Origin of the sequence: Kitasatospora sp. NPDC004723, from assembly GCF_040609255.1 — a bacterium.
In the GTDB taxonomy this organism is placed as follows: Bacteria; Actinomycetota; Actinomycetes; order Streptomycetales; family Streptomycetaceae; genus Kitasatospora.
Map to the genome: position 1 here is coordinate 123,433 of NZ_JBEXJT010000009.1, position 24,902 is coordinate 148,334.

Annotated in this window: 22 protein-coding genes; 13 read left to right on the plus strand and 9 right to left on the minus strand. The window is 74.0% G+C overall.

The window, feature by feature from the left end; genetic code table 11:
- Positions 1 to 57: 57 nt before the first annotated feature.
- The 3 genes from ABZW10_RS13200 to ABZW10_RS13210 form a co-directional block, all read right to left on the minus strand.
- Entirely contained in the window at positions 58 to 963 is a 906-nt protein-coding gene (locus ABZW10_RS13200; protein WP_355363515.1) for a carbohydrate ABC transporter permease, read from the minus strand.
- Positions 960 to 1,826 carry a sugar ABC transporter permease gene (locus ABZW10_RS13205; protein ID WP_355363646.1) on the minus strand — a complete coding sequence of 289 codons (867 nt, stop codon included), beginning with the start codon at positions 1,824 to 1,826 and terminating at the stop codon, positions 960 to 962. The genes ABZW10_RS13200 and ABZW10_RS13205 overlap by 4 nt, the downstream gene beginning before the upstream one ends.
- 71 nt (positions 1,827 to 1,897) lie before the next feature.
- Positions 1,898 to 3,253 (minus strand): sugar ABC transporter substrate-binding protein, encoded by a 1,356-nt coding sequence (locus ABZW10_RS13210; RefSeq protein WP_355363517.1) that lies wholly within the window; start codon positions 3,251 to 3,253, stop codon positions 1,898 to 1,900.
- A 325-nt stretch (positions 3,254 to 3,578) separates the two neighbouring features.
- Between ABZW10_RS13210 and ABZW10_RS13215 the strand changes: the two genes are divergently transcribed.
- Both ABZW10_RS13215 and ABZW10_RS13220 read left to right on the plus strand, forming a co-directional pair.
- Positions 3,579 to 5,564, plus strand: coding sequence for a DUF2264 domain-containing protein (locus tag ABZW10_RS13215; RefSeq protein WP_355363519.1), 1,986 nt, complete (start codon positions 3,579 to 3,581; stop codon positions 5,562 to 5,564).
- Between the two features lie 6 nt (positions 5,565 to 5,570).
- Positions 5,571 to 6,353: a sugar phosphate isomerase/epimerase gene (locus ABZW10_RS13220; protein WP_355363521.1), complete on the plus strand. Its 783-nt coding sequence runs from the start codon at positions 5,571 to 5,573 to the stop codon at positions 6,351 to 6,353.
- 90 nt (positions 6,354 to 6,443) lie between these two features.
- On the opposite strand, the gene ABZW10_RS13225 is transcribed toward ABZW10_RS13220, so the two are convergent.
- Positions 6,444 to 7,559: a substrate-binding domain-containing protein gene (locus ABZW10_RS13225; RefSeq protein ID WP_355363523.1), complete on the minus strand. Its 1,116-nt coding sequence runs from the start codon at positions 7,557 to 7,559 to the stop codon at positions 6,444 to 6,446.
- Positions 7,560 to 7,830: 271 nt separating this feature from the next.
- Between ABZW10_RS13225 and ABZW10_RS13230 the strand changes: the two genes are divergently transcribed.
- From ABZW10_RS13230 to ABZW10_RS13245, 4 genes are all read left to right on the plus strand, one after another.
- The gene (locus ABZW10_RS13230) at positions 7,831 to 9,630 is read left to right on the plus strand and encodes a beta-galactosidase family protein (protein WP_355363525.1); all 1,800 of its coding nucleotides are present in this window, start codon (positions 7,831 to 7,833) and stop codon (positions 9,628 to 9,630) included.
- A 161-nt stretch (positions 9,631 to 9,791) separates the two neighbouring features.
- Positions 9,792 to 10,856, plus strand: a complete 1,065-nt coding sequence (locus tag ABZW10_RS13235; RefSeq protein ID WP_355363527.1) for a substrate-binding domain-containing protein — start codon at positions 9,792 to 9,794, stop codon at positions 10,854 to 10,856.
- A 154-nt stretch (positions 10,857 to 11,010) separates the two neighbouring features.
- Complete coding sequence (locus tag ABZW10_RS13240; protein ID WP_355363529.1) at positions 11,011 to 11,265, plus strand: hypothetical protein; 255 nt, start codon at positions 11,011 to 11,013, stop codon at positions 11,263 to 11,265.
- Positions 11,266 to 11,405: 140 nt separating this feature from the next.
- Complete coding sequence (locus ABZW10_RS13245) at positions 11,406 to 11,906, plus strand: GNAT family N-acetyltransferase (protein WP_355363531.1); 501 nt, start codon at positions 11,406 to 11,408, stop codon at positions 11,904 to 11,906.
- A gap of 32 nt (positions 11,907 to 11,938) precedes the next feature.
- Here the strand turns inward: ABZW10_RS13245 and ABZW10_RS13250 are convergent, their stop codons facing one another.
- Positions 11,939 to 12,451, minus strand: a complete 513-nt coding sequence (locus tag ABZW10_RS13250) for a hypothetical protein (RefSeq protein ID WP_355363533.1) — start codon at positions 12,449 to 12,451, stop codon at positions 11,939 to 11,941.
- Positions 12,452 to 12,752: 301 nt separating this feature from the next.
- On the opposite strand from ABZW10_RS13250, the gene ABZW10_RS13255 reads away from it, so the two are divergent.
- On the plus strand, positions 12,753 to 14,432 hold the full coding sequence (locus ABZW10_RS13255) for a PxKF domain-containing protein (RefSeq protein WP_355363535.1): 1,680 nt from the start codon (positions 12,753 to 12,755) through the stop codon (positions 14,430 to 14,432).
- 202 nt (positions 14,433 to 14,634) lie between these two features.
- Here ABZW10_RS13255 and ABZW10_RS13260 read toward each other — a convergent pair whose 3' ends face one another.
- A complete protein-coding gene (locus ABZW10_RS13260; RefSeq protein ID WP_355363648.1) occupies positions 14,635 to 14,961 on the minus strand; it encodes a cupin domain-containing protein in 327 nt (108 codons plus the stop codon).
- 130 nt (positions 14,962 to 15,091) lie between these two features.
- On the opposite strand from ABZW10_RS13260, the gene ABZW10_RS13265 reads away from it, so the two are divergent.
- The 4 genes from ABZW10_RS13265 to ABZW10_RS13280 all read left to right on the plus strand — a co-directional run bounded on the left by ABZW10_RS13265 (position 15,092) and on the right by ABZW10_RS13280 (position 21,030).
- Positions 15,092 to 16,042 carry a helix-turn-helix domain-containing protein gene (locus ABZW10_RS13265; RefSeq protein WP_355363537.1) on the plus strand — a complete coding sequence of 317 codons (951 nt, stop codon included), beginning with the start codon at positions 15,092 to 15,094 and terminating at the stop codon, positions 16,040 to 16,042.
- A gap of 384 nt (positions 16,043 to 16,426) precedes the next feature.
- Entirely contained in the window at positions 16,427 to 17,044 is a 618-nt protein-coding gene (thpR, locus tag ABZW10_RS13270) for an RNA 2',3'-cyclic phosphodiesterase (protein WP_355363539.1), read from the plus strand.
- A gap of 168 nt (positions 17,045 to 17,212) precedes the next feature.
- On the plus strand, positions 17,213 to 17,686 hold the full coding sequence (locus ABZW10_RS13275; protein WP_355363541.1) for a hypothetical protein: 474 nt from the start codon (positions 17,213 to 17,215) through the stop codon (positions 17,684 to 17,686).
- Positions 17,683 to 21,030 (plus strand): tetratricopeptide repeat protein, encoded by a 3,348-nt coding sequence (locus ABZW10_RS13280; RefSeq protein ID WP_355363543.1) that lies wholly within the window; start codon positions 17,683 to 17,685, stop codon positions 21,028 to 21,030. Before ABZW10_RS13275 ends, ABZW10_RS13280 begins: the two co-directional genes overlap by 4 nt.
- A 63-nt stretch (positions 21,031 to 21,093) precedes the next feature.
- On the opposite strand, the gene ABZW10_RS13285 is transcribed toward ABZW10_RS13280, so the two are convergent.
- Positions 21,094 to 21,279, minus strand: a complete 186-nt coding sequence (locus ABZW10_RS13285) for a hypothetical protein (RefSeq protein ID WP_355363545.1) — start codon at positions 21,277 to 21,279, stop codon at positions 21,094 to 21,096.
- Positions 21,280 to 21,537: 258 nt separating this feature from the next.
- Here ABZW10_RS13285 and ABZW10_RS13290 point away from each other — a divergent pair, with 258 nt between their 5' ends.
- Positions 21,538 to 22,059, plus strand: coding sequence for a hypothetical protein (locus ABZW10_RS13290; RefSeq protein ID WP_355363547.1), 522 nt, complete (start codon positions 21,538 to 21,540; stop codon positions 22,057 to 22,059).
- Positions 22,060 to 22,171: 112 nt separating this feature from the next.
- Positions 22,172 to 23,146 (plus strand): hypothetical protein, encoded by a 975-nt coding sequence (locus tag ABZW10_RS13295; protein WP_355363549.1) that lies wholly within the window; start codon positions 22,172 to 22,174, stop codon positions 23,144 to 23,146.
- 391 nt (positions 23,147 to 23,537) lie between these two features.
- Here ABZW10_RS13295 and ABZW10_RS13300 read toward each other — a convergent pair whose 3' ends face one another.
- On the minus strand, positions 23,538 to 24,074 hold the full coding sequence (locus ABZW10_RS13300; RefSeq protein WP_355363551.1) for a hypothetical protein: 537 nt from the start codon (positions 24,072 to 24,074) through the stop codon (positions 23,538 to 23,540).
- 38 nt (positions 24,075 to 24,112) lie between these two features.
- Positions 24,113 to 24,811 carry a hypothetical protein gene (locus tag ABZW10_RS13305; protein ID WP_355363553.1) on the minus strand — a complete coding sequence of 233 codons (699 nt, stop codon included), beginning with the start codon at positions 24,809 to 24,811 and terminating at the stop codon, positions 24,113 to 24,115.
- Positions 24,812 to 24,902: the final 91 nt, after the last annotated feature.

Consider the following 24,902-nt stretch of genomic DNA (forward strand, 5'->3'; position numbering starts at 1 on the left):
GCGTAGGGGCGGACGCGGTCGCGGCGGCGGTGTCCGCGGCGGTGGCGGGGTTCGGGTTCACTTGACGCTCCCTGCGGTCAGGCCGGCCTTCCAGTGCCGCTGGAGCAGCACGAACGCGAGCACGAGCGGCACGACGGCGAGCAGCGAGCCGGTGATGACCAGCGGGTAGTACTCGGGGAAGGCCTTGGTCTGGGCGTTCCAGCTGAACAGGCCGAGGCTGACCGGGAACAGCTTGCTGTCGGAGAGCATCACCAGTGGCAGGAAGAAGTTGTTCCAGATGGCGGTGAACTGGAACAGCAGCACGGTCACGAAGCCGGGCATCACCATCCGCAGCCCGATCGACCAGAAGGTCCGCAGCTCCCCGGCGCCGTCCATCCGGGCGGCCTCCAGGACCTCGTTCGGCACGTAGCCGGCGCAGAACACCCGGGCCAGGTAGACGCCGAAGGGGTTGACCAGCGAGGGCAGGAAGACCGCCCAGAAGGTGTTGACGATGCCGAGCTCGGAGGCCAGCAGGTACATCGGCAGGGCGAGCGCGGTGGTGGGCACCAGCACGCCCAGCAGCACCAGGCCGAACAGCTTCTCCTTGCCGGGGAAGCGGTAGACGTGGAAGGCGTAGCCGGCCGCGACGCACACCAGTGCGCACAGCACGGAGCCGATCCCGGCGTACAGCAGCGAGTTGAGGTACCAGCGGAAGTAGATGCCGTCGCCGGTGGTGGCCAGGTCGTGCAGGTTCTGCCCGAGCCGGAAGTTGTCGGCGCCCAGGGCGTTCCCGCCGAGCAGGTCGGCGGTGTTCTTGGCGGAGGCCGTGAGCAGCCAGCCGAGCGGCCACAGGGTGTAGACGGTGGCCAGGACCAGGGTGCCGTTGACGGCGGCCTTGGAGAGCGTCCAGGGGCGGCGCGGGCGGTTGGCGCGGTCCGGGCGGCGCGGCGGGGCGTCGGCGGGGCGGGTGGCGGTGGTGGTCATGCGTCGGCCTCCCGCCGGCGGTCGGAGCGGCCCCGGGTGAGCCGGGTGACGGCGAAGGAGAGTCCCGCCGCGGCGAGGGCCAGCAGCACCGAGGCGGAGGCGGCGAGCCCGTAGTCGTGGCGCTCGAAGGCGGCCGTGTAGGCGTACATGTTGGGGGTCCAGGAGGAGGTGACGCCCGGGGAGGTGCCGTAGAGGATCATCGGCTCGGTGAACAGCTGGAGCGAGCCGATGACGGTGAACAGGCCGACCATGGCGATCGACGGCCGGATCAGCGGCACCTTGATGCTCAGGGCGGTGCGCAGCGGTCCGGCGCCGTCGACGACGGCGGCCTCCAGCACCGAGCGGTCGATGGCCTGCAGGGCGGCGTAGAAGATGACCAGGTTGTAGCCGGTCCACTGCCACAGCGCCATGTTGACCACGGCGGGCAGCGGGTGGCCGAGCGGGTCGGGCTGGGTGCCCAGGGACTCCAGCGCGTCGAGCACGGGGCTGATGCCGGGGGTGTAGAGGTACATCCACAGCAGGGCGGCGATGATGCCGGGTACGGCGTGCGGGATGAACAGCGTCAGCTGGAAGAAGCGCCGGGCGCGGGCCAGCGTGGAGTCCAGCAGCAGGGCCAGCACGAGCGCCAGGCCGGTCATCAGCGGGATGTAGATCAGGCAGTACTGGGCGGCGGTCAGGAAGCCGCCGCGGAACGCCTCGTCGCTCAGCGCCCGGGTGTAGTTGCCGAGCCCGGTGAAGACCGTCTCGGCGTCGCCGAAGCCGAGGCCGGAGCGGTGTTCGGTGAACAGGCTGAGCCGGATCGCGTAGCCGATCGGGATCAGCGTGCACGCGGTGAAGAGCAGGAGGAAGGGGGCGAGCAGCACGGCGGGCGCCCCGTACCGCCCGCGTCGCCGGCCGGCGACGCGGGCGGTACGGCCGGGATGGGTGCCGGAGGTCACTGGGCGACCTTCAGTCCGCGGTTCTTGAACTCGGCGACGGTGGCCTGCTGCGCGGTGGTGAGCGCCTCGTCGATGGTGCCGCTCTTGCCGGCGACCTTGCCGAAGGAGTCCTTCAGCGAGCCGTTGGTGACGCCCATCGCCGGTCCCCAGGTCCAGCCCTGCTTGATGGACTTGGCGGCGTCGGAGTAGAGGGCGTAGAGGTCCTGGCCGCCGTAGAAGTCGGTGTTGAAGGCCTGCTTGGCGACCGGCACCAGCTCGGTGGCGGCCGGGTAGGCGGAGGAGGTGCCGGAGGAGATCCGGGCCTTGAAGCCGTCGGCGGTGGTGGTCGCCCAGGTGGCGAACTCGACGGCGGCCTTGGCCTTCTTGCTGTCCTTGGACACCGCGAAGGTGGTGCCGCCGAGCATGCCGCTGGCGGGGGTGCCGTCCCAGCTGGGCAGCGGCGCGGCCGCCCAGGTGCCGTTGACCTCGGGGGTGGTGCCGACGTTGGCCTTCAGGACGCCGCCGCCCCAGGTGGCGCCGAGGTAGCCGGCCGTCTCGCCCTTCTGCAGGGAGGCGGTCCACTGCTGGCTGAAGGACGGCATGACCCGCACCAGGTCCTCGTCGGCCAGCTTCTGCCAGTACTCGGAGACCTTGCGGGTCTCCGGCCCGGTCAGGTCGGCCTTCCAGGACTCGTCGGCGGCGGTGAACCAGTGGGCGCCGTTCTGCCAGGCCATCGCCTCGAAGGTGGTCGGGTCGTCGGGGAAGAAGGTGGCGATGCGGGTGTCGGGCTGGGCGGCCTTCAGCTGCTGCGCGGCGGTGCGGAACTCCTCCCAGGTCCTGGGGACGGTGATGCCGGCCTTGGCGAAGAGGTCCTTGCGGTAGTAGAAGACCTGGGGGGCGGCGTCCAGCGGCAGGGCCCAGGTCCGGCCGCCGAGCGAGGTGAGTTCGACGGCCTGCGGCAGGTACTTGGCCTTGAGGTCGGCGCCGACGAGCTTGCCGATGTCCTGGACGGCGCCCTGGCTGACGAAGTCCGGCAGCTGCGGGTACTCGATGTTGAAGACGTCGGGGGCGTTGCCGGCCTTGACCGCGTTGGAGATCTTGGCGTAGCCGCCGGCCGCGCCCGCAGGGATCTCCTCGAAGGTGACCTGGATGTTCGGGTGGCTCGCGTTGAACGCGGCGACCACGTCCTTGGTGCCCTTCGCCCAGCCCCAGAACGTCAGGCTGACCGGCTTGCCGTCGTCCGTGGCGGCGGCGGACCCGGCCCCGTCGCCGCTGCTGCCGCAGGCGGCGAGCACGGTGACGCCGAGCGCGGTGGCGGTGGCCGCGGCGGCGAGGCGGAGGGCTCTGCGCCGGGAGAGGGGGGTCGAGCGCATCGGTGGGCTCCTTAGGGCGAGGGTGCGCGGGCTGCGGAACGGTCGGCTCCGACCGGAACCCGCAGAGGGTGGGGGCGATTGGCTGTCATCCTGAGCAGGTCGGCGATCGGAGTCAAGAGATTTGGATCAAATGATCCGACCTGATCGGCCTGACCGGCGCCCGGCGGCACCCCTGTGAGCACCGGAAATGCCGGAAAATCGGGGCAATCGGCCACCTCGACGGCAAGGTCACAATCCGATCAAGCCGCTCATTTGATCGCCCCGGCTTGACGAATGATCAGGCGCTGCCTAGATTCCGGCTCACCACCCGATCACGGAGGACCTCATGCGCCTGCCCCCGGAGGACCGCGACCTCAGCCCGCACACCGGCTGGACCAGGGAGCACTGGGAGGCGGTGGCCGACGCCCTGCTGACCGCGGTCCGCCCGTACGCCGGCCCCGCCGGGGCGCTGATCGACCTGCCCGGCCCCCGCCCGAGCTGGTCCGGACGGCGCTCGGACGGCCTGGAGGGCTTCGCCCGCACCTTCCTGCCCGCCGCCCTGCGGGTGGCCGGCGCGGGCGGCGCCGACCCGCACGGCCTGCTGGCGCACTACGCCGCCGGACTCGACGCCGGCACCCGCACCCCCACCGGCGAACGCGACCTCGCCGACGGCGACCTCGAGTCCTGGCCGCTGATCACCGACCGGGGCCAGGCCATGGTCGAGGCCGCCTCCATCGCCTTCGCGCTGCGCCTCACCCGCCCCTGGCTCTGGGACCGGCTGCCCGGACCCGTCCGCGACCGGGTCGGCCGCTGGCTGGCCGACGCCCTGCACCGCGCGCCCAACGACAACAACTGGTGGCTCTTCCCGATGTCCGTCGGCGGCTTCCTCGCCGAGGCCGGCATCGCCGAGCGCGAGGCCCGCGCCGCGGTCCGCCGCGGACTGGAGAACATCGACCGCTGGTACCTCGGCGACGGCTGGTACACCGACGGCCGCCCCCGCGCCTTCGACCACTACAACGGCTGGGCCCTGCACCTCTACCCCGTCCTGCACGCCCACCTCGCCGACGACCGGGCCCTGCGCGCCGTGTACGGCGAACGCCTCGCCGCCCACCTGGCCGGCTACGCGCACACCTTCGGGGCCGACGGCGCGCCCGTCCACCAGGGCCGCTCGCTCACCTACCGCTTCGCCGCCACCGCCCCGCTCTGGGCCGGGGCCCTCACCGGCCACACCCCGCTCGCCCCCGGCACCACCCGCCGCCTCGCCTCCGGCGCCTTGCGCCACTTCCTCGACCGCGGCGCCGTCGACGAGCGGGGCCTGCTCACCCTCGGCTGGCACGGACCGGACCTGCGGCTCGTCCAGCCCTACTCCGGCCCGGCCTCCCCGTACTGGGCCGGCAGCGCCTTCCTCGGTCTGCTGCTCCCGCCCGGCCACCCGGTGTGGACCGCACCCGAGGACCTCGCGCCCGCCGAGCGGCGCGACACCGTCCTCGCCCTGTCCGGACCCGGCTGGCTGGTGCAGTCCACCGCCGCCGACGGCCTGGTCCGGCTGCACAACCACGGCAGCGACGACCAGCCCGCGGACGCCGTGGGCCCCGACGACCCGCAGTACGCGCGGCTCGCCCACTCCACCGCCACCGGGCCGTCCCTCGACGGACCCGCCGACAACCACCTCGCCCTGCTGACCGACGCCGGACCCACCGAACGCGGGCGCATCCACCCCCTGGGCACCGGGTCCGGCTGGGCCGCCTCCCGCTGGCACCCCCGCGTCGGCGGCCGTGAACTGCCCGGGGTCACCGTCACCTCGCTCACCCTGGCCCACGGCGCCGAGGAGGTCCGCGCCCACCTGGTGACCGGCGGGCCGGCCGGCACCCCGGTCACCCAGACCGGCTGGGCCGTCGCGGGCCGGCGCACCGAGCAGCCCGCCGTCGCCGGTACCGGGCGGCCCCTCAGCACCGACGCCGCCGCCGCACAGCACGCCGCCGCCGGCGTCCGCGCGGACGGCCGGCTGGCCTCCGAGCTGCGCGCCCTGCACGGCTTCACCGCCGCCGACAGCCAACGGGTCCCCGGCGGCACCGCCTTCGGCCCCGAGGCGGCACTGCCCCGGCTCACCGGGGAACTGCCCGCCGACGGCCCCGCCCTGTTCGCCTGCGCCGCCCGGCTCACCGCCGCCGAGCACCCGCCCGCCCTCGCCGACGCCGTCACCCTGGAGGCCCGCCCGGACGAGCGCGACCCGGCGGCCGTCGTCCTGACCGTGCGCCCCGCCGGCGCCCCGGCCCTGCGGATCCGGCTGGCGCCCGGCGCGGTCACCGTCCACCCCGCCGCACAGGACTGAAGCGCCGTGCCCCTCGCCCTCGCCACCCTCGGCCTGCCCGGGCTCCCGCTCGACCGGGCCGCCGCCCTCGCCGCCGAGCACGGCTGGCACGGCCTCGAACTGCGCTGCGCCGACGACCAGCCGGTCCGCCTCGGGCTGGACGCGGAGGAGCGCCGACGCACCGCCCGGCTACTGGCCCGGGCCGGCCTGCTCCCGCTGACCCTCGCCTCCTACGTCGGCGTCGCCGCCCCCGGGCCGGACGCGCCGGTGCTCGCCGCGCTGACCGCCCACCTGCGGCTGGCCGCCGACCTCGGCTGCCGGTACCTGCGGGTCTTCCCGCACGGCGGCCCCGGAGCGGCGGCCGAGGCCGACGAGCGCGCGGTCCGCAGGCTGCGCGCGGCGGCCCCGCGGGCGGCGGCCCTCGGCGTGCGGATCCTCGTCGAGACCCACGACTCGCACCGCGCCGGCGCCGCGCTGGCACCGCTGCTCGACCGGGTGGACCACCCCGCCGTCGGCGCGCTCTGGGACCTGCTGCACACCTGGCTCGCCGGTGAGACCCCGGCGCAGACCCATCGGGCGCTCGGCCCCCACCTGGGGTACGTGCAGGTCAAGGACGTCGCCTCGGCGGACGACCTCACCCCGCTGGCGCTCGGCGCGGGCGTGCTGCCGATCGCCGACTGCCTGCGCCTGCTGCCGCCCGGCTCCTGGGCGGCCTGGGAGTACGAGGCCCCCTGGCACCCGCGTGCCGCGCCCCTCGCGCCGCGGCTGGGCCCGGGGGCGCGACACCTGTCCGCGCTGCTGCCGGGGTAGCCGGACCGGCCGGGCCTTCGGGCTGCAGGGCTGCCGGACTCGCCGGATCGGCCGGTCGACGGCGAAGCTCCGCGGCGGGCGCCGCGCCCCTCACCCCAGGGGCGCGGCGCCCGTTCGTGCCGCCGCCTGCTCGGCCCCGCAGGAGGCGCGCACGTGCAGCACCGGGAGCAGCGCCGTGCGGTGCACCGGCAGTTCGGCGCCGGCCGCCAGCCGGCGCAGCAGCAGATCGACCGCCGCCGCGCCCACCGCGCGCTTGGGCGGGGCGACGGCGGTCAGCGGGGGCGCGGCGAGCGCGGCGAAGACGTCGTCGTAGGCGACCAGCGCCACGTCCGCGGGCACCGACAGACCGTGCGCGCGCAGCAGCGGCGGCAGCCGCAGCGCGTCCTGGTCGTTGTGGACGAGCACCGCCCGGGTTCCGGACCGCACGGCCTCGGCGATCCGCGCCACCAGCGGCTCGGGGTCGGCCGGCACGTTGCCGGGCCCGAGCGTGTCCAGCGCCGGCAGGTCGGGCAGCCCGAGCAGCCGGGTGCCCTCCCGGTACCCGGCCCGCACCTCGGCGGCCGTCCAGGAGTCGCCCCGGGCGGCCAGCAGCACGCTCCCGTGGCCGAGCCCGGCCAGGTGGCGCAGGGCGCTCAGCACCCCGTGGCGGTGGTCGGAGGCCACGGCGTCCAGCCCGGAGCCGGGGCCGTCCGGGGTGGGGGAGCGGCGCTCCACCAGGACGGCGGGCACCGGCAGGGTGTCCAGCCAGGCGTAGTCCTCGGCCGCCCGGCCGGGGACCAGCCCCGGGGCCAGCAGCAGGCCCTCGGCGCCGGACTCCAGCAGGCGCTCGGTCTGCAGCCGGTCGCCGCCCGCGCCGTACGGGGCGATGCCCAGGACCAGTCGGGCACCGGCGGCCGCGGCGGCGGCCCGGGCACCGGCGATCACCTCGTCGAAGTAGGAGCCGACCGAGGGCACCAGCAGGCCGAGGGCGCGGCCCGCTCCGGGGCCGGGGGCGATCGGCGCTCCGGCGGCGTCCGGGCGATCCAGGGAGACGAAGCCGTGCGAGCGGGAGAGCCGGCCGGCGTCGGCGAGCGCGGCGACGTCACGGCGGACCGTCACGGCCGGGATGCCCAGCCGGTCGGCCAGCTCCGTGAGGCGCACCCGCCCGCCGAGCTCGCCGACGGCCGACACGATCAGCCTGCGGCGCTCTTCCCCCGAAATGGCCATCCCGGCCTCCCTCTGTCGTGCCCGCGGAAGCGTCGCCCGGAAGCGGTCTGCCGATGATATTCCGATCGAAGAGTATCGTTCGATCGAAAATTGATCAATAATGCCGATGATCGCCGATCGATTGACCGTGCGATCGCCGAACTCCTAGGGTGACCCCGGTGGCCGCCGCCGACCCGCCCGCAGCCACCCGCGCAGCCGTGCGCCCGGACCCACCCGGACCCACCCGAGGTCCCACGCCCCTCACTCCCGCTCCCCTCCCGCGGAGGACCCGATGGCCCACCAGGCCCCCCACCCCGCCCTCACCACCGACGGCGACACCTTCCTGCGCGACGGACGTCCGCACCGGATCGTCTCCGCCGCCGTCCACTACTTCCGCATCCGCCCCGAACAGTGGACCGACCGCCTCACCCGGCTGCGGGCCATGGGCGTCAACACCGTCGAGACCTACGTCGCCTGGAACTTCCACCAGCCCACGCCCGACCGCGCCGACTTCACCGGCGACCGCGACCTCGCCGCCTTCGTCCGCGCCGCCGGCGACCTCGGCCTCGACGTCATCGTCCGCCCCGGCCCCTACATCTGCGCCGAGTGGGAGTTCGGCGGCCTGCCCGGCTGGCTGCTCGCCGACCCCGCGATGCGGCTGCGCCGCCTGGACCCGCCCTTCCTCGCCGCCGTGGAGGCCTGGTTCGACCACCTGGTGCCCGTGCTGCTCCCGCTGCTCTCCTCCCACGGCGGCCCGGTGGTCGCCGTCGCCGTGGAGAACGAGTACGGCAGCTACGGCAACGACACCGCCTACCTCGAACACCTGAGGGACGCCCTGGTCACCCGTGGCGTCGACGTCCTGCTGTTCACCGCCGACGGCGCCGAGGACGGCTTCCAGCTCGGCGGCCGGGTGCCCGGACTCCTCACCACCGGCACCTTCGGCTCCCGCCCCGAGGAGTCCCTCGCCTGCCTGCGCCGCCACCAGCCGGCCGGCCCGCTGGTCACCATGGAGTACTGGTGCGGCTGGTTCGACCACTGGGGCACGCCGCACCACGTGCGCGACGCCCGGGACGCCGCCGAGGTGCTCGACGCCCAGTTCGCCGCCGGCGCCTCGGTCAACATGTACATGGGCCACGGCGGCACCAACTTCGGCTGGTGGAACGGCGCCAACCACGACGGCACCACCTATCAGCCGGACGTCACCAGCTACGACTACGACGCCCCGGTCGGCGAGGCCGGCGAACTCACCGAGAAGTTCCACCTCTTCCGCGCGGTGATCGAACGCCACCTCGGCCCCAACCCCCACCCGCTGCCGCCGCTGCCCGCACGCCTCGCCCCCCGCACCGCCCCCGTCACCGCGAGCCGCCCGCTGCTGGGCGACCGCGGCGCCCTCGGTGAGCTCTCCACCGCGCACCACCTCCCCGAGCCCCGCCCGATGGAGGAACTCGGCCAGAACCTCGGCCTCATCCACTACCGCACCCGCCTGCGCGGCCCACTCGCCCACGGCGAGCTGCGGGTGGACGGCCTCGCCGACCGCGCCCAGGTCTTCCTCGACGGCGAACCCCTCGGCGTCCTCGACCGCAACCACCCCGAGCAGGCGCTCCCGCTGCGGGTCCCCGAGGGCGGCGCCGTGCTCGACCTGCTCGTCGAGAACCTGGGCCGGATCAACTACGGCCCACTGCTGCACGACCCCAAGGGCATCACCGGCGGCGTCCGGGTCGACCGGCAGTACCAGTTCGGCTGGGAGGTGCGCCCGCTGCCGCTCGACGACCCGACGACCCTCGCCCTCGGCGCGCCCTCCACCGCCGACGGGCCCGCCTTCCACCGCGCCGAACTGACCGTCGACACCCCCGCCGACGGCTTCCTCGCCCTGCCCGGATTCACCAAGGGCATGGTCTGGCTGAACGGGTTCGCGCTCGGCCGCTACTGGGACCTCGGCCCGCAGCGCACCCTCTACGCCCCGGCGCCGCTCTGGCGGGCCGGCGCCAACGAACTGCTGATCCTCGAACTCCACAGCCCCGGCGACCACGTCGCACTGGTCGAGGGCCCCGACCTCGGCCCCGTCGTCCCCGAGGAGCGCTACGGCTCCTGACCCCCTGTCGCCCCGCGGGCGCGCGCCGGCCCCTCCGGCCCGCGCCCGCGGGGCCGTCCGCCTGCGCGGGGACCAGGCACGGGCCGCCCGTCCGCCCGTCCGGTGACCGAGTGGTAGGTTCCTGTCCACTTCGACAGACCGGTCCACCGACAGGGAGTGCCATGCCGATCCCGGCGGACGATCGTCGTGCCCGCATCCTCGACACGGTGCGCGGCCTGGGCACCGTCCGGGTGGTGGACCTCGCCGAGCGGCTGGGCCTGCCCGCCGTCACCGTCCGCCGGGACGTCGCGACCCTCGCCGACGCCGGTCTGCTGCGCCGCACGCACGGCTCCGTCTCGTTCGGCGGCCCCACGGCCACCCCCGCCCCCGAACCGGTCCGCCCCGCCGAGGCCCCCACCCTGGGCCTGCTCGTCCCCGCCGTCGTGCAGTACTTCGACGAGGTGATCGCCGGCGCGCGCACCGCCGCCGCCGAGGCCGGCGTCCACCTGGTCCTCGGCATCTCCTCGTACGAGGCCAGCGCCGACCGCGTCCAGGTCGACCAGCTCCTCGCCTCCGGTGTCCAGGGCCTGCTGCTCGCCCCGAACTGGACCGCCGCCGACCGTCCCGAGGACCACGTCTGGCTGGCCGAACTCCCGGTCCCCGCCGTCCTGCTGGAACGCCGCCCGGCCCCCGGCAGCCCCGCCGCCGCCCTCGACGCGGTCGGCTCCGACCACCGGCACGGCGTCCTGCTCGCCCTGTGCCACCTCGTCGCCCTCGGCCACCGCCGGGTGGCGCTGGCGGCCCGCACCGACACCTGGACGGCCCACCAGGTCCGCCTGGGCTACGCCGAGGCCTGCCGCACGCTCGACCTGCCCGCCGAACCCGTCGTCGACGTCCGCACCCCGGCCGCCGGCGTCGACGACGTCGCCCACCGGCTCGCCGAGGCGGTCGCCGACGGGGTCGGGGCCGCACTCGTGCACAACGACCAGGACGCCCTGCAACTGCTGCCGCTGCTGCGGACCAGGGGGGTACGGGTCCCCGAGGACCTCGCCCTGGTCGCCTACGACGACGTGTTCGCCGCCCTCGGCGCCCCGCCGCTGACCGCCGTGGCCCCGCCCAAGCGCGCCGTCGGCGCCGCCGCGGTGGACCTCCTGGTACGACGGCTGACCGCCACCGGGAGCGCCCTGCCGGTGCACCACCTGGACCTGCTGCCGGACCTGACGGTGCGCGAGTCCTCCGGAGCCTGACCGCCGCATCGCGGGCGTTCGCTCACGATTCCCGATCGATGGCAGTTGTCGCGCACCTGTCGGTCCTTCACCTCCGTTGCTACAGTCCCTGCTTGCCACCACACCGCACGTGCCCGGACTCCCCTCGATCCACCAGAGAAAGTGGAGCACAGCCATGGGTTCGCTTCCCCGCCGCACAGCCGCCGTCGCCCTCACCACGGCGGCCCTGCTGGGCCTCGCCGGTACCGCCACCAGCGCGTCGGCCACCACGATCAGGTACTTCAAGGCCTACGGCCCCAACCCGGCCGTCGCCGCCCCCCGCGCCTGGGCCGCCGCCCACGCCGCCGGGTACACCGACGCCCAGTGCGGCCAGGAGAACGAGGTGATCTCGCCCGGCTACTGGCAGGTCATCGTCACCTGCGTGAGCTGACCCCGCACCCGGAGAGGGCGGTGCCGACGCCGGCCGCACATCCGACCGGCCCCGGCACCGCCCACGCCCCGGTGCGGGGCGGTCTGCCGCTGATGAAAAACCCCGGTGGCCCCGGCGTCCCGTCCGGATAGAGTTGCGCCGTGCCCGAGCTGAAGCAGTTGAACGCCGGCCTCGCCCCGGCCGTGCTGGCCTTCGAGCTGGCGAACCGCGCCCACTTCGCCGCCTCCGTTCCCGACCGGGGCGACGAGTTCTACGAGCACTTCGCGGACCGGTACAGCGCCCTGCTGGCCGAGCAGGAGGCCGGCATCTGCGCCTTCTACGTGCTGGTCGCCGAGGACGGCGCGGTGCTGGGCCGGTTCAACCTGTACGACCTCGAGGACGGCGCCGCCGGCCTCGGCTACCGGGTCGCGCAGCACGTCGCCGGCCGTGGCGTGGCGACGGCGACCGTCCGGGAGCTGTGCCGGCTGGCGGCGGACCGGCACGGGCTGCGCACACTGCGGGCCGCCACCACCCACGCCAATGCCGCGTCCCGGAAGGTGCTGACCAAGGCCGGGTTCGTCCCGGCCGGCCCCGCGGACCCCGCCGACCTCGGCGGTGAGCCGGGCACCTGGTACCGGCGCGAGCTGGCAGGGCGGCCGTAGCCCACGCGCCGTTCGAGGCTCTGGGTATCTCGCTACCGGTCGCGAACGAACCGGAAGTCGGCTCCTTCGCCCTCCTCGTGGTACAGCATGCTCCGCAGCGACCGGATCTCCGGGTCCCTCGCGGCGAACCCGGGGAGGTCGTGGGACAGGGCGACGGGAAGCGGTTGGTGGGCCGTGCGGAACTCCGCTGCGGGATCTGCGCCGATGAGCTCCAGCGCCCGGTACAGGAGTGCCATGCGGGGGATGATCTCGCGGGCATCCTGGGTGGTGGCCATCGCCAGTTGCACGGCCGCCAGCCCGTCGCGGGCGGCCTGCACGTCCTGGGTGCGCACGGCCAGCGTGGCCATCCGCCCGGCGAACGCCCCGAGAATCTCCGAGGCGTCGGGATGCATGAGGGGGAGGACCTCCGCCAGTCGACTGGGGCCGGAAGCGGCCCGCATGACCTCTTGGAGGGCCCGGTCCCGATCGTTCGGAATCGACCTCGGTCCGTATCCGTTGGCCCTTCGCGGATTCAGCGCGCGGTCCTGTGCCTTCGTCAGCCGCATGCCGCTCACTTCACCGTCGTCGGAGGAATCAGCGGTCCCAGCGTAGCCCGCGTCGGCGGAGGCCCGGCATGGCGGGCCGGGCGGGGAGCACAGGCACGGAGCAGTCGTGCGCCCGGCGTGCGTCACGCCGTCCACGCGCGCCCTGTTGTGGTCCGGCGCGGGCGGTCAAGCTTCCCGGGGTGGCCCGGCGGCCGGCCGGGTTCGCCGTCAGAGGATGCGCACGCCGACCGGAGGGTGGCGGCCTGCTGTGACCAGGGTCTGCCCCGCCCGCCCCGCGCCGTCGTGCAGAGAGGTGGATGGCATGACAGTGGTCCCCAGCGGACGGACCGGATCCCCGGGCCGCCTTCGACGGTTACGGCGCCGGGCACTGGCCGCCTCGGTGGCCGGCGCGCTCGGCGCCCTGGGCGCGGTCGTACCGGTGTCGTCGGCCCACGCCGCCGCCCAGGCCGACCGGGCGCACCTGGCCGACCCGGCCCCCGCGCACCGGCTGGTCTACATCGCCAACCTGCGGTCGAGCTCGGTGACGGCGTTCGACCCGTCGACCGGCACGGCCGTCGCGACCGTCCCGGTCGGCACCGGGCCCCAGGGGGTGGCGGTCTCCCCGGACGGCTCCCAGGCCTATGTCGTCAACAACGGCAGCAGCACGGTGTCCGTGATCGACACCGCCGCCAACACGGTCGCCGCGACCGTCCCCGTCGGCCGGCTGCCCGGACCGGTGGCGTTCTCGCCCGACGGCACCCGCGCCTACGTCGGCCACTACGTCAGCCCGGGCACCGGCGGCGTGGACGTCATCGACACCGCGACCCGGACGGTCACCGCGACCGTCCTGGTCGGCAGCCAGCCCTTCGGCATCGCCGTGACCCCCGACGGGACGCGCGCCTACGTCGCCAACCTGATCGGCGGCACGGTCTCGGTGATCGACACGGCCGCCCATACGCTCAGCGCCACGATCGCGGGCGCGAACGCCCGGATGCCGATGGCGGTCGCGGTCTCCCCGGACGGCTCCCGCGCCTACGCCGCGAACTTCAACAGCGGCAACGTCTCGGTGATCGACACGGCCACCAACACCATCACCGGCACCATCCCCACCGGGTCCGGTCCCGGGGGAGTGTCGGTCGCCCCGGACGGCGCGCACGCCTATGTGACGAACCAGAACGCCAATACGGTGTCGGTGATCGACACCGCGGCCGGTACCGTCACGGACACGGTCGACGTCGGTGCGACGCCCGTCGGTGTGATGGCCGATCCGGCCGGCGGCGCCGTCTATGTGACCAACAGCCGCTCCAACACGGTGTCGGTGATCGAAACCGCCGGTAACACCGTTACCGGCACCGCCGCCACCGGGAGCAGCCCCTACGCGGTGGCCACGGCCACCGTCGCGCCCACCGTCACCGGGGTGCGGGCCGGTCACGGTCCGGCGGCGGGCGGCGGCACCGTCACGATCACCGGTACCCACCTGGCGGGTGCGAGGTCGGTCCGGTTCGGCACCACGCCGGCCACCGGCGTCACCGTCGTCGACGACTTCACCGTCAAGGCGACCGTACCCGCAGGCGTCGGCGGCACCGTGGACGTCACGGTGACCACCCCCGCCGGCAGCAGCGCCACCGGTGTCGCGGCGCGGTACACCTACGCGTACCCCTTCGGAGGGTTCCAACCGCCGGTCGCCGACCCGCCCGCCGTCAATCAGGGCCACGCCGGCCGGGCGTTCCCGATGAAGTTCAGCCTCGGCGGCGACCGCGGCCCGGACGTCATCGCCCGCGGCTACCCCACCGCACGGAACGTCGACTGCGTCACCGGCGCCCCGCTCGACCCGCCCGCGCCCGCCGCCACTCCGGGCGGCAGCGCCCTGCGTTACGACCCGGCCGGTGACACCTACACCTTCGTCTGGAAGACCTCGTCCTCCTACGCCGGGACCTGCCGGCTGTTCACGCTCGGCCTGACCGACGGCACCACCCACACCGCCCTCTTCCGGTTCAGCTGACCACCCGGGCGGGCCCCGCCCCGCCCGGGCCGCCGACGCCTCCCTGACCGAAGCGCAGGCCGCCCCCTACCCCCGACCCCGACGGCGCCCCGGCCACGCCGTCGGGGTCGACGCTCTTCCCTCAGCCCCTTCCCGAACCACCTCCCCACCACCCCACCGTCGAGACGTCCGGGCCGTCCTGGCCGTCCGGGCCGTGGGCCGGCTACCCCTCGGGGTAGAAGACGAAGAGCGTGCAGCCCTCCGTCGTCTGCGGGACGTGCGACGACCCGGCGGGTGCGTGGATGAACGATCCCGCGGGATAGTCCCGCTCGCCGTCGTTGAAGACGCCGGAGACCACGAAGACCTCCTCCGGCCCGGGGTCGTGGACGTCGACACCCTCCCAGCAGGTGTGCGGGTCCATCTCCAGCACGTGCGCCTTCGCACCGCCGTCGCCGCTCCACAGCGGCCGCGCCCGGATGCCGGGGAAGAGTTCGCGCGTGGGCGCGTCCTGGACGGCCGCCCACGCGTAGCCGGGCACCTGCCCGCCCATGCGCGCGGTCACGCCCGCCGTCTGTGTCACCTGTGCCGTTCGCCGTGCGTCCGTTGACATGGGACAAGCCTCGTCGACGGCCGCCGACCCGCCCAGTGTCGGGATTGACGTCCTGCGGTACTTTTCTGCCATGCACCGTGTCGCGGCACTCGTCCATGCGCCGCAGTCGACCTTCGAACTCGCCTGCGCGGCCGAGGTGTTCGGCATCAAACGGCGCGGGTTGGCCACCCGGTACGCGTTCGGTGTGTGCGCCGAGCAGCCGGGCCCGGTCGCCACGCGCGCCGGCTATGACCTGCTCGTCACCGAGGGGCTGGACGCCCTCGGCCGGGCGGACACCGTGGTCGTCCCGGGCTGGCTTCCCATCGGCGAGCCCCCGTCGCCTGCCGTCGTGGAGGCCCTGCGGAGCGCGCACCAGCGCGGCGCACGTGTGATCAGCATCTGCTCCGGTGCCTTCGCCCTGGCCCACGCCGGCTTGCTCGACGGCCGCTCGGCGACCACGCACTGGGCGCTGGCGAGCGACTTCGCCGCGCGCTTCCCGGCCGTCCGCCTCGACCCCGACGTGCTGTACGTGGACCACGGCGACGTGGCCACCAGTGCGGGTTCCGGAGCCGGGATCGATCTGTGCCTGCACCTGGTGCGCGTCGACCAGGGCGCCGGGTACGCCGCACAGGTGGCCCGGAACATGGTCATGCCGCCGCACCGCGAGGGCGGGCAACGGCAGTACGCCGCGCCGCCCCACCCCGCCCACATCGACGGTTCGCTCGCGCCGCTCCTCGAGTGGGCGACCACCAGGCTCGACGAACCGCTGGCCGTCGAGGACCTGGCCGCCCGGGCCGGCTGCTCCGCCCGCACCCTGGCCCGGCGCTTCGTCGAGCAGCTCGGCACCAGCCCGGGGCGTTGGCTGCTCGCCCAGCGCATCGCGGCGGCCCGGGAACTGCTGGAGTCCTCCGATCTCCCGGTGGACACCGTGGCCCGCCGCGTCGGACTGTCCTCCGCCACCAATCTCCGCAGGCGCTTCCTCGGCACCCTCGGCACCACACCAGGGGCCTACCGCCGGGCCTTCCGCTCCGGCCCGCGGTGATCCCTCGGCCCGGGCGGCCGTGCGCCCGGACGAGCCGGACGCCCATGTGCACCGGGCCCCGGTGAACAACAACCTGATCTGCTACCGGCGGCGAAGTCGGGCAGCCGCTGGTGCTGCGCGGCCGTCCGGCACTCGCGGCGCACCCGGCGGGTGCGGCTTCAGTGGGCCAGGGCACGAACGGGCGGCGGATACTCCTGGGCGGCGGGTGCAGTCCACGGGGGTGGCCCCGCAGGGCCAGGCAGGGCTGCAGGGCGGCGTGCTGGCGGACAACACGCTGCTGCCCTGCCCTGCCCTGCCCTGCCCCGGACCGGCGCCGGGGCCCGCCGGCCGCGCCCGTCGGCCCCGCCCGCGCGGGGGCGGCCGGCCCTCGGCTAGCCTCCCCTCGTGAACGATGGTCCCGAGCCCCCGACCCTCCGTGTCTTCGTGGCACTGGCCCCGCCCGACGACGCCAAGGACGAACTGGCCCGGGCCCTGCAGCCCGCCTACGCCGCGTACCCGGGGCTGCGGTGGAACCGCATCGAGGACTGGCACATCACGCTGGCCTTCCTCGGCGAGCTGCCCTCCACGGCCGTGCCGCCGCTGCGGTCCGTGCTGGCCGGCACCGCCGCGTCGCACCCCGCCCCGGCCCTGCGCCTGCGGGGCGGCGGCCACTTCGACCAGCGTCTGCTGTGGAGCGGGATCGACGGGGACCTGGAGGGACTGCACACCCTCGCCGCCGACGTCCGGGAGCAGGTCAGGTCCTGCGGGATCGGCTTCAGGGACCGCGCGCTCCACCCCCACCTGACGCTGGCCCGCGCCCGCCGCGACGATCCCACCAGCGTGCCGCGCCTCGCGGCGGGCCTCGCCGTCTTCGCGGGCCGGACATGGTCGGCCGAACGCCTGCACCTCGTCGGCAGCAACATCGGCCGCGGTCCGGGGCCGATCCGGTACCGCGACATCGAGGCGTGGCGGCTGGGCGTCGCCGTCCGGACCCGCGGCGACAGCGCCCCCACCACGCCGTAACCGGCCGCCGCTACCTCGCCCCCGCGCCGGCCGGGGCGGACCGCGGCGCGTCAATCTCCGGCGCACGACACCGGAGAACCTCGCGCCCGGCAACTCCCCGAATGGAATAATGATTTGGGGGAGCGAAGCCGCCGTTCCACCCCATGGCGGCGACCGGAGGGGGAGACGATGCCCGACGTTCAGAGCGCGCTGGACGCGGAGTCGGTGGCGTTGGTCGCGGCCAACTCGCTGGCCACGGCGATGGGAACCGGGATCTGGGAGCTGATCCGGACGGGGGTGGGATCGGTCTTCCAGCGCCGTGGGCACGACGCGGGCGCGATCGAGAGCCAACTGGACGGTGACGCGGCCCTGGTGGCCGGGGAGCAGGCCGACACGATCCGTGCGGAGCTCGTCGGACCGTGGCGGCGGCGCCTGCAGGCGCTGGTGGACGCGGATCCCACGGTGGTGGCCGAGTTGGCGGCCCTGATCGCGCAGGTCGACACCGGGTTGCCGCGCGAGTCGGGGAACTGGATCCAGACCATCAACGCGGAGGGCCACGCCGTCGTCAACACGGTGGTGGGCGGCAACCAGGTCAACAACTACATGGACTCCCGACGCGGAGCCGAGGGCGAGGGCCCGGTCGCGGGCGAAGTCCGCGGATGAACGACGGATCGGGCGACGGCACGGTCTTCACCCAGAACGTCCTCGCGCGCACGGTCACGATCAACACCGTCCACGGCGGCGACCAGTACAACTACATCTACCGCGACACCCCGCCCTACCGGGTCGAGCCGTACCCACTGAACCCCGGGGGGACGTGGCCCGGCGGCCTGGAGCGGCTGCCCAGCCGGCTGCTGACCGCGCGCCACCGGATCGTGCCCTTCTCCCCGCGCCCGGAACTGGGGGCCCTGGAACGATGGCGGGACGCCGGCGTCCCCGGGCTGTCCGTGCGACTCCTGTACGCCGAGGGAGGGCAGGGCAAGACGCGGCTGGCGGCCGAGTTCGCCGCCCGTTCGGCCCGGGGCGGCTGGACCGTCGCCCAGGCCCGGCACCGCAGCGAGGTCGCCTCGGCAGGTGGCGGGGACGAGACGCTGGCGGTGCGCCCGCCCGGCCTGATCATGGTCGTCGACTACGCGGAGCGCTGGCCGACGGCGGATCTGATCACACTGATCCGCCAGCACCGCGACGCGGCCCGCGACCGGCTGCGCATCCTCCTGCTCTCCCGACCGGCGGGGGACTGGTGGCAGGCGCTGGCCCATCAGCTGGGCAAGCTCGACATCGTGGACAGCGAAGCCGTCCGCCTGGCCGCCCTGCCCGACGACCCGCAGACGCGCGCGGAGGCCTACACCTCGGCCCGGGACGCCTTCGGAGCCGTCTTCGGGCTGGCCGATTCCGCGGCGGTGGCCGTCCCGGACGGGTTGGAAGCGCCCCGCTACGGCCTGACGCTGACCACGCACATGAAGGCGCTCGTCGACGTGGACGCGGCCGCGCGGGGCGTCGAACCCCCGTCGGGCCGGGACCTCGCCGGGCTCTCCTCTTACCTCCTGGACCGCGAGCACGACCACTGGCGCTCGGTCCACGACGAGGGGCGCGGCCCGGTGCCGACCCGGGAGCGGGTGATGCGCCGCGCGGTGTACGTCGCCACCCTGACCCCGCCGCTGGCCGGGACGGAGGCATCCGCGGCGCTGGTACGCACCGGGGCAGCCGAGCCGGCCGAGGCGGACCAGGTGGTGCGCGACCACGCTCACTGCTATCCGCCGCAGACGGCGGACCGCCTGCTGGAGAGCCTGGCCCCCGACCGGCTGGCGGAGGACTTCCTCGCGCTGACGCTGCCCGGCTTCGAGGAACGGCACCGGTATCACGCCACGGACGACTGGGCGGCCGTGGCCCCGGCCATGCTGCTGCGGTACGCCGAGGGCACGGACCCGCCTGCGGCCACCCGCCATTCGCTCACCGTGCTGATCGAGGCGGCGCGCCGCTGGCCGCATGTCATCGACCGTCATCTCGTCCCGCTGCTGGCAACGTGGCCCGGCCTGGCACCGGCGGCCGGGGGCGCGGCGCTGAGCCGGCTCTGTGAGCTGAGCGAACTACCGGACAGCTTACTGGAATTGATCGTTCCGCAGCTGCCCCGGCACCGGCACGTCGACCTTGACCTGGGAGTCGCGGCAGTGACGCGGCGAGTGGTCCGGTACCGGCTCGCCAAGGGCCCGGTCTCCCCGGCGGAGGAGGCGGACCTGCTGTTCGCCCTGGCCTCGCGCTACGCGAACGCCGGTCTGCTCGGTGCGGCGGAGGCGCCGGCTCGGGAGGCGGTCGAGCTGCGTCGACGGCTCGCCGCCGTCGACCGCTCCGCGCCCCCCGCGCCGTCCGCGCCTTCGGCGCAGGCCACCTCGACCGCTCTGGCCGCTCTGGCGGCTGCGCTGAACAGCCTCGCGGACCTCCTCATCACCACCGGGCGCTTCGAAGAGGCGACGGCACCCATGCTGGAGGCCGTCGAGCTCCACCGCCGACTGGCCGAGCAGGACGCCGTAGGCCATTCCGTGGCTCTGGCCTACGTCTTGAACAACCTGGGTGTCCAACTGCTGCGCACGGGCCGCGCCGCCGAGGCGGTGGCCGCTTCGACGGAGGCGGCCGGTCTGCTGCGGGAGCCGCCCGGCGGCGATCCAGAGGCGCACCTGCCCGCGCTCGCGAGGGCGCTGACCAACCTGAGCAATGCTATGGCCGAGACGGGGCAGCTGCCGCACGGGGTGGGCCTGGCCCGGGAGGCCCTTCGGATCCACCGGAGGCTGACCGGCGCCGACCGGGCGCAGCACCTGCCCGATCTGGCGATGTCCCTGCTGAACAGCGGCCAGTGGCTGATGATGAGCGGCGATCCGGCGCAGGCCCTGGCGCTCACGGAGGAGGCAGTCGGGCTCTACGACGAGCTCGCCCGGATCAATCCCACCGCCTACCTGGCGCACCTGGGCAGCGCCTGGGACAACCGCGGCAACATCCTCGCCGTACTGCGCCGCCCCGAGGAGGCGCTGGAGGCGACACGCAAAGGGCTGGAGATCCGGGAGCGCCTGGCGGCCGGTGACCCGCTCCGTGCGCCGGCCGTGGCGAAGTCGCTGACCAATCTGAGCATCCGCCTGTCGCAGACGCCCGCGCGGACGCACCCTCCGACGAACCCTCCGACGCCCGAGGACGGTCTCGCTCCCGTGCGCGAGGCCATCCTCCTCTGGCGGCCCCTCGCGGCCGCCAACCCGGCCCACCTGCCCGACTTCGCGACCGCGCTGTACGCCCTCGACCACTGGCTCACCCGCGCCGGCCGGCCGGAGGAGGCCGTCGGGGCGCTGGAAGAGCGGATCGTGGTGCTGGGGGAGGCCGCGCGCGAGAGCGGGGCGCAGCTGCCGGAGCTGGCCGCCGCGCTGCACGACGCCGGCGGTCGGCGCGCCCGCGCCGGCGAACCGGAGAGGGCCGTCGAGCACCTCGCCGAGGCGGTGTCCCTCCGCCGGCGGCTGGTCGAGGGCGGGACGGCCGCCGACGCGGCCGCGCTGCTGGACTCGGCGGACCTGCTCGGTGCCTGCCTGGTGGACATCGGCAGGGCGTTGGAGGCCGCGATGATGACCGTCCGGACCGTGGACGCCATGAGACGCAACGTCGCCCGCGAGCCGGAGTCCTTCGGGCCGCTCCTGCTGGACGGGGTGATGCTGGTCGGCCTGCGGCTGGCGGCGGCCGGCCGGACCTATCAGGCGATCGCTGCGCTGCGGGGCGCGTTGGAGCTGGTCCGGACCCAGTCCGCCACCGATCCCTCGGCCTCCATGGAGCGGTACGCCTTCGGGCTCCGACACCTCGCCGTGATCCAGGCTGCGGCGGGCGTCGACGTGGAGGACGCGGTGCGGGCCGCCGACGCGGCCGTGCGCATCTGCCGGCAGCTCGCCGCCGACCTGCCCGCCGGGACACCGTTCCCGGCACTCACGGACGCCCTCGACGCCCGGGCCACCGTGCTCAGGACCCTCGGCCGTGCATGACGCCTCGCGCCCCCACCGCCCTCACTCACGCCGCCCTTCACCACCTCGGCGGTGCGCGTTCGTTCAGGCGTCATCCGGCCCCGGCCGTTCCCAGTTCGCCTCGACGCGGGCCCGCTCGGCCTCGACGAGCCGTCGGACCACGTCGTCGTCGGTCTGGTGGGAGATCTCGGCGAAGCAGTGGAGCCATTCGGCGAGGTCGGTGGGCAGGTGGACGGTGACACGGCATGTTGCGGGCGGCGGTTCGCGCACGGGGTCTCCTGTGGGGCCTGCGGGCTGCCGGGCGGCGGTGGTGTCCGCTCAAGCTTCGCCGGGGCGAGCGGGGCGGTCATCCGTCTGCGGTGGGAACGGCGGCTCATCCCCGGGACGGACCGGCCGGGGTCCGTCCGCGCGTGCGCCGGTTGACCGTTGTTCATCTCGCGGTGGGTGCCGGACGGCCCCGGCCGGGTGCTGTCATGGGCACATCCCCGATATGCGGGGCCGGTCGCAGGCTTGAAGGGAAGACGCTCCATGATGACCCGTCAACGTCTCGTCTCCGCCACCGCGGCGGTCGCCCTGGCCGGCGCGGCGCTCGTCGCCGGCACGGGCAGTGCGCACGCCGCCACCTGCTCGCAGTCCTACCTGCCGCTGCCCGACCCGCGCTGTACGCCCGGTTCGTACAACGGCGCCGTCACCCAGGCCACCATCGGCTCGACGATATGTGTGGCGGGCTGGACCGCCACGGTCCGCCCGCCGACGTCCTACACCAACCCGCTCAAGGCCCAGGGCATCGTCGACTACGGCTACAGCGACACCAACATGGCGGACTACGAGGAGGACCACCTCGTCCCCCTCGAACTCGGCGGAGCCCCCCGCGACCCGGGCAACCTGTGGCCCGAGCCGCACTACGGCACCAAGAACTCCTCCACCAAGGACGGCGTGGAGACCAAGCTGAAGAACGCCGTCTGCGGCGGCGTCATCACCCTGGCCGCCGCCCGCAACGCCATCCGCACCAACTGGACCACCGCCCTCTCGGCCACAGGCATCGGCTGACCCACCCACCGCGGGGCCCGCCCCCACCGGGCCCCGCCCCCGCCCCCGCCTCCACCTCCGGCACGGGCCCGGGCGGAAATTCCTTCGATCGGTGGGCATGTTTCGTGAAAGTGTGTCCACGTACGAAATCCGCCGACCGGAGACCACTTTGACGATCCGCCGCACGACCCTGACCGCCGCCGCCTCGCTGCTCGCCCTGTCGGCCGTTGCCGCCTGCAACGACGACACGCAGTCCGCCCCGATGGCGGCCGGCACCTCGGCCGCCGCGAGTACGACCACGTCCGCTCCCGCCCCGGCGCCCACGCCCAGCGCGACCACGTCCGCCCCGGCCGCCACGCCCAGCGCGACCGCGAGCGTCACGCCGACTGCCACGGCTGCCCCGAGTGCCACGGGTGCGCCGGTCGACGCCTCGGGAGCGTTCGACCCCGTCCAGGCACTGACCACTCCCGACCTGACGCCGTACGCCGCGACGATGAACATGACGGTGGTGGCGACGGGCGCGGGCGGTGAGCAGTCCACGATCACCTCGACCGGCCGGACGAACGTCAACACCCCGGTCACCGAGAGCCGGACGGAGACCAAGACGCTCGTCGGCGGCAGCGACGAGCCACTGCTCTGGGTGGAGGTGGTGAACACCGGCAAGGGCATCTTCATGCGCGACAAGACCAAGCCGGGAAGCACCTGGACTCCTTCGGGCACCTCCTCCGACGACTCCGCGTCCGACACCGCCACCACCTACGCCAAGGCGCTCGCCGAGTCCGGCCCCGCCGCCCGCAAGGGCATGGAGCAGAAGAACGGCGTGCCCGCCTACCACCTCGGCGGGCGCCTGACGGTCGACCGGATCAAGAGCCTCGCCCCCAAGGAGCACCAGCGGATGAGCGCGAAGGGGGTCACCGCCATCGACTTCGACATCTGGATCGACCGGGGCGGCCGGGTCCTGGCCCTGCGGCAGACCATGAAGGTCCCCGACGCCCGCGTGTCGACCGTCACCACGGTCACCTCCGTGACCTACAGCGACTTCGGCCCGCGCGAGACCTTCACCGCCCCGACCCCCGCCGCGACCACCGCCCCGACCGCCGCCGCCTGACCCGGCCGCCGCCGACGTCACGTCCCCACCCCGCCCGAGGGCCGCCCGCACATGCGATCACGGCCCGCCGGGTGGCGCTCGCCGCCACCGCGGTCGGGGCTTTGTACCGTGGGCGTAGGTTCACGGCATGAGCTTCACGGGATTCTGGGTCGTGTTATGGACAGTACAAATAACTGTCAGATGTCAATCTGTCCTGCCCGGCGTCTCCGGCAGCCGTGCTCGGTCCCCCGATCGACGAGGCTGGGTCAGGGCAGGACCGCTTCTCACTCTCCGTAGTGCGGGGAGAGCGTCTGGATCGAATGTGATCTAGGAAATGTTTCCAGTTTGGTGCGGTTTCCATTGCTTGGAAACCCATTGAAACTGGAAATGCCCCTAGTCAGGGCAGGTCGTCTCAGTGGCGAGCTCCTTCGGCATCCTGGTGCTGCCGCAGGCGGTCGATGATCTCCTTGCGGAGGCGTCTGCGCTCCTTTGGGTCGCAGCTGATGAACCGTCCGTAGCGGGTTTCGTGGGGCGCGGTCATCTCACGAATCAGCCGGAAGACGCGGGAGTGCCGACGGGCCAGTTCGTCGTAGGTCGGCTGGACGAACTGCATCAGGGCTTCGTGCTCCGGATCGCAGCGTTCGGCGATCGTCATGGAATTGAACAAGGTCTGCTTCAGCCGGCCATTCTCCTGCGTGCGTTGGACCAAGCTCGCGAACAGGCGCCGACGTGCCGCGTTGTCAGGTCGGCTGCGTTGCGCGGCGGCCCGAGGCAGGGGGACGAGCGTGCGGTGGCTCTGGTTCTGAGGGTCGGGCGCTAGTTGCTTTCGAAGTACCTCAAGCTGGTCCTGCCACCGGTGCAGCACGAGCGGGTGGCAGAGGACGTCGTCGCGTCCCTGCTGGCGTCCGGCGTCCCGTAGGACACGCAGACGGAACTGGGCGTCGTCCATGTCGAGGACCGTGCTGACCTCGGGGGTGAGCGGGGCTTTCAAGACCCCCACTCGATGCACCAACCGATCTTCTCCGACTGGTTGGCGACCTGGATCGAGGTGTTCGGGCTCAAGCCGGCCGCGGCTGCGGCCTGCGCCATCAGCTCTGCTCGTTCGTCTCTGAACAGTTCGCCAAGCAGGCCCTTGGCGAACCGGACCGGATCGTCGGTCGGCGGGGTGTTGGTCGACACGAGGCCGTAGCGGCTCAGTTCGGCCACCCGTTGGCGCTTCAGCTCTGCGTTGGCCTCGCCGAGCCGGCGGCGAACGCTCTGAGTCTGATGGTCCCACCGCTCGACAATGGGATCTTCCTCCAGGCCGGCCCGGACGTGCTCTTCCTTGCGCAGTTGGAGGTCATGGAGCCCGTAGGTGAGGGCGTCGATCGACTCGCAGATCCGGTCCCGGCCATAGAGAAGATCAATGAGGCCGGTGCGCTCGACACCGCATGACTCGGCCACCACCACCTTGACGAGGTCCATGAAGCTGGCGCTGATCACGTCTGCCAGGTCTGGAAGCGGCAGTCGCCAGGGGTTAGGGTCGGGAACCCGCTCGATCCTCAGTCCTGGGCCGGTCAGGGCGGGCGCGAGCCGCCGCTCCTTCCGGTCCTCCTGCGCCGGGCTGAGCAGAGCGAAGCGGATGTCAAGGTAGCGAGTGATGCGGCTGCGGTGATGACCCGTCAGCGGTCGGTCCCGCAAGGTCACGCACTGCTGGCGAGGTCTCGCCCCGCAGGTCGGACAGGGGATTCTGCCGATCTCTGGCGACCTCAGGGACCATAGCGTCGTGCGTGCGGGG

What these genes read in the sequence shown, in the direction of transcription:
- ABZW10_RS13255 (WP_355363535.1), top strand. Translation starts at nt 12,753, where the DNA reads ATGACAGTGGTCCCCAGCGGACGGACCGGATCCCCGGGCCGCCTTCGA.
- ABZW10_RS13215 (WP_355363519.1), top strand. Translation starts at nt 3,579, where the DNA reads ATGCGCCTGCCCCCGGAGGACCGCGACCTCAGCCCGCACACCGGCTGG.
- ABZW10_RS13290 (WP_355363547.1), top strand. Translation starts at nt 21,538, where the DNA reads ATGATGACCCGTCAACGTCTCGTCTCCGCCACCGCGGCGGTCGCCCTG.
- ABZW10_RS13230 (WP_355363525.1), top strand. Translation starts at nt 7,831, where the DNA reads ATGGCCCACCAGGCCCCCCACCCCGCCCTCACCACCGACGGCGACACC.
- ABZW10_RS13200 (WP_355363515.1), bottom strand. Translation starts at nt 963, where the DNA reads ATGACCACCACCGCCACCCGCCCCGCCGACGCCCCGCCGCGCCGCCCG.
- ABZW10_RS13240 (WP_355363529.1), top strand. Translation starts at nt 11,011, where the DNA reads ATGGGTTCGCTTCCCCGCCGCACAGCCGCCGTCGCCCTCACCACGGCG.
- ABZW10_RS13260 (WP_355363648.1), bottom strand. Translation starts at nt 14,961, where the DNA reads ATGGGCGGGCAGGTGCCCGGCTACGCGTGGGCGGCCGTCCAGGACGCG.
- ABZW10_RS13275 (WP_355363541.1), top strand. Translation starts at nt 17,213, where the DNA reads ATGCCCGACGTTCAGAGCGCGCTGGACGCGGAGTCGGTGGCGTTGGTC.
- ABZW10_RS13265 (WP_355363537.1), top strand. Translation starts at nt 15,092, where the DNA reads ATGCACCGTGTCGCGGCACTCGTCCATGCGCCGCAGTCGACCTTCGAA.
- ABZW10_RS13225 (WP_355363523.1), bottom strand. Translation starts at nt 7,559, where the DNA reads ATGGCCATTTCGGGGGAAGAGCGCCGCAGGCTGATCGTGTCGGCCGTC.
- ABZW10_RS13235 (WP_355363527.1), top strand. Translation starts at nt 9,792, where the DNA reads ATGCCGATCCCGGCGGACGATCGTCGTGCCCGCATCCTCGACACGGTG.
- ABZW10_RS13250 (WP_355363533.1), bottom strand. Translation starts at nt 12,451, where the DNA reads ATGCGGCTGACGAAGGCACAGGACCGCGCGCTGAATCCGCGAAGGGCC.
- ABZW10_RS13280 (WP_355363543.1), top strand. Translation starts at nt 17,683, where the DNA reads ATGAACGACGGATCGGGCGACGGCACGGTCTTCACCCAGAACGTCCTC.
- ABZW10_RS13300 (WP_355363551.1), bottom strand. Translation starts at nt 24,074, where the DNA reads ATGGACGACGCCCAGTTCCGTCTGCGTGTCCTACGGGACGCCGGACGC.
- ABZW10_RS13210 (WP_355363517.1), bottom strand. Translation starts at nt 3,253, where the DNA reads ATGCGCTCGACCCCCCTCTCCCGGCGCAGAGCCCTCCGCCTCGCCGCC.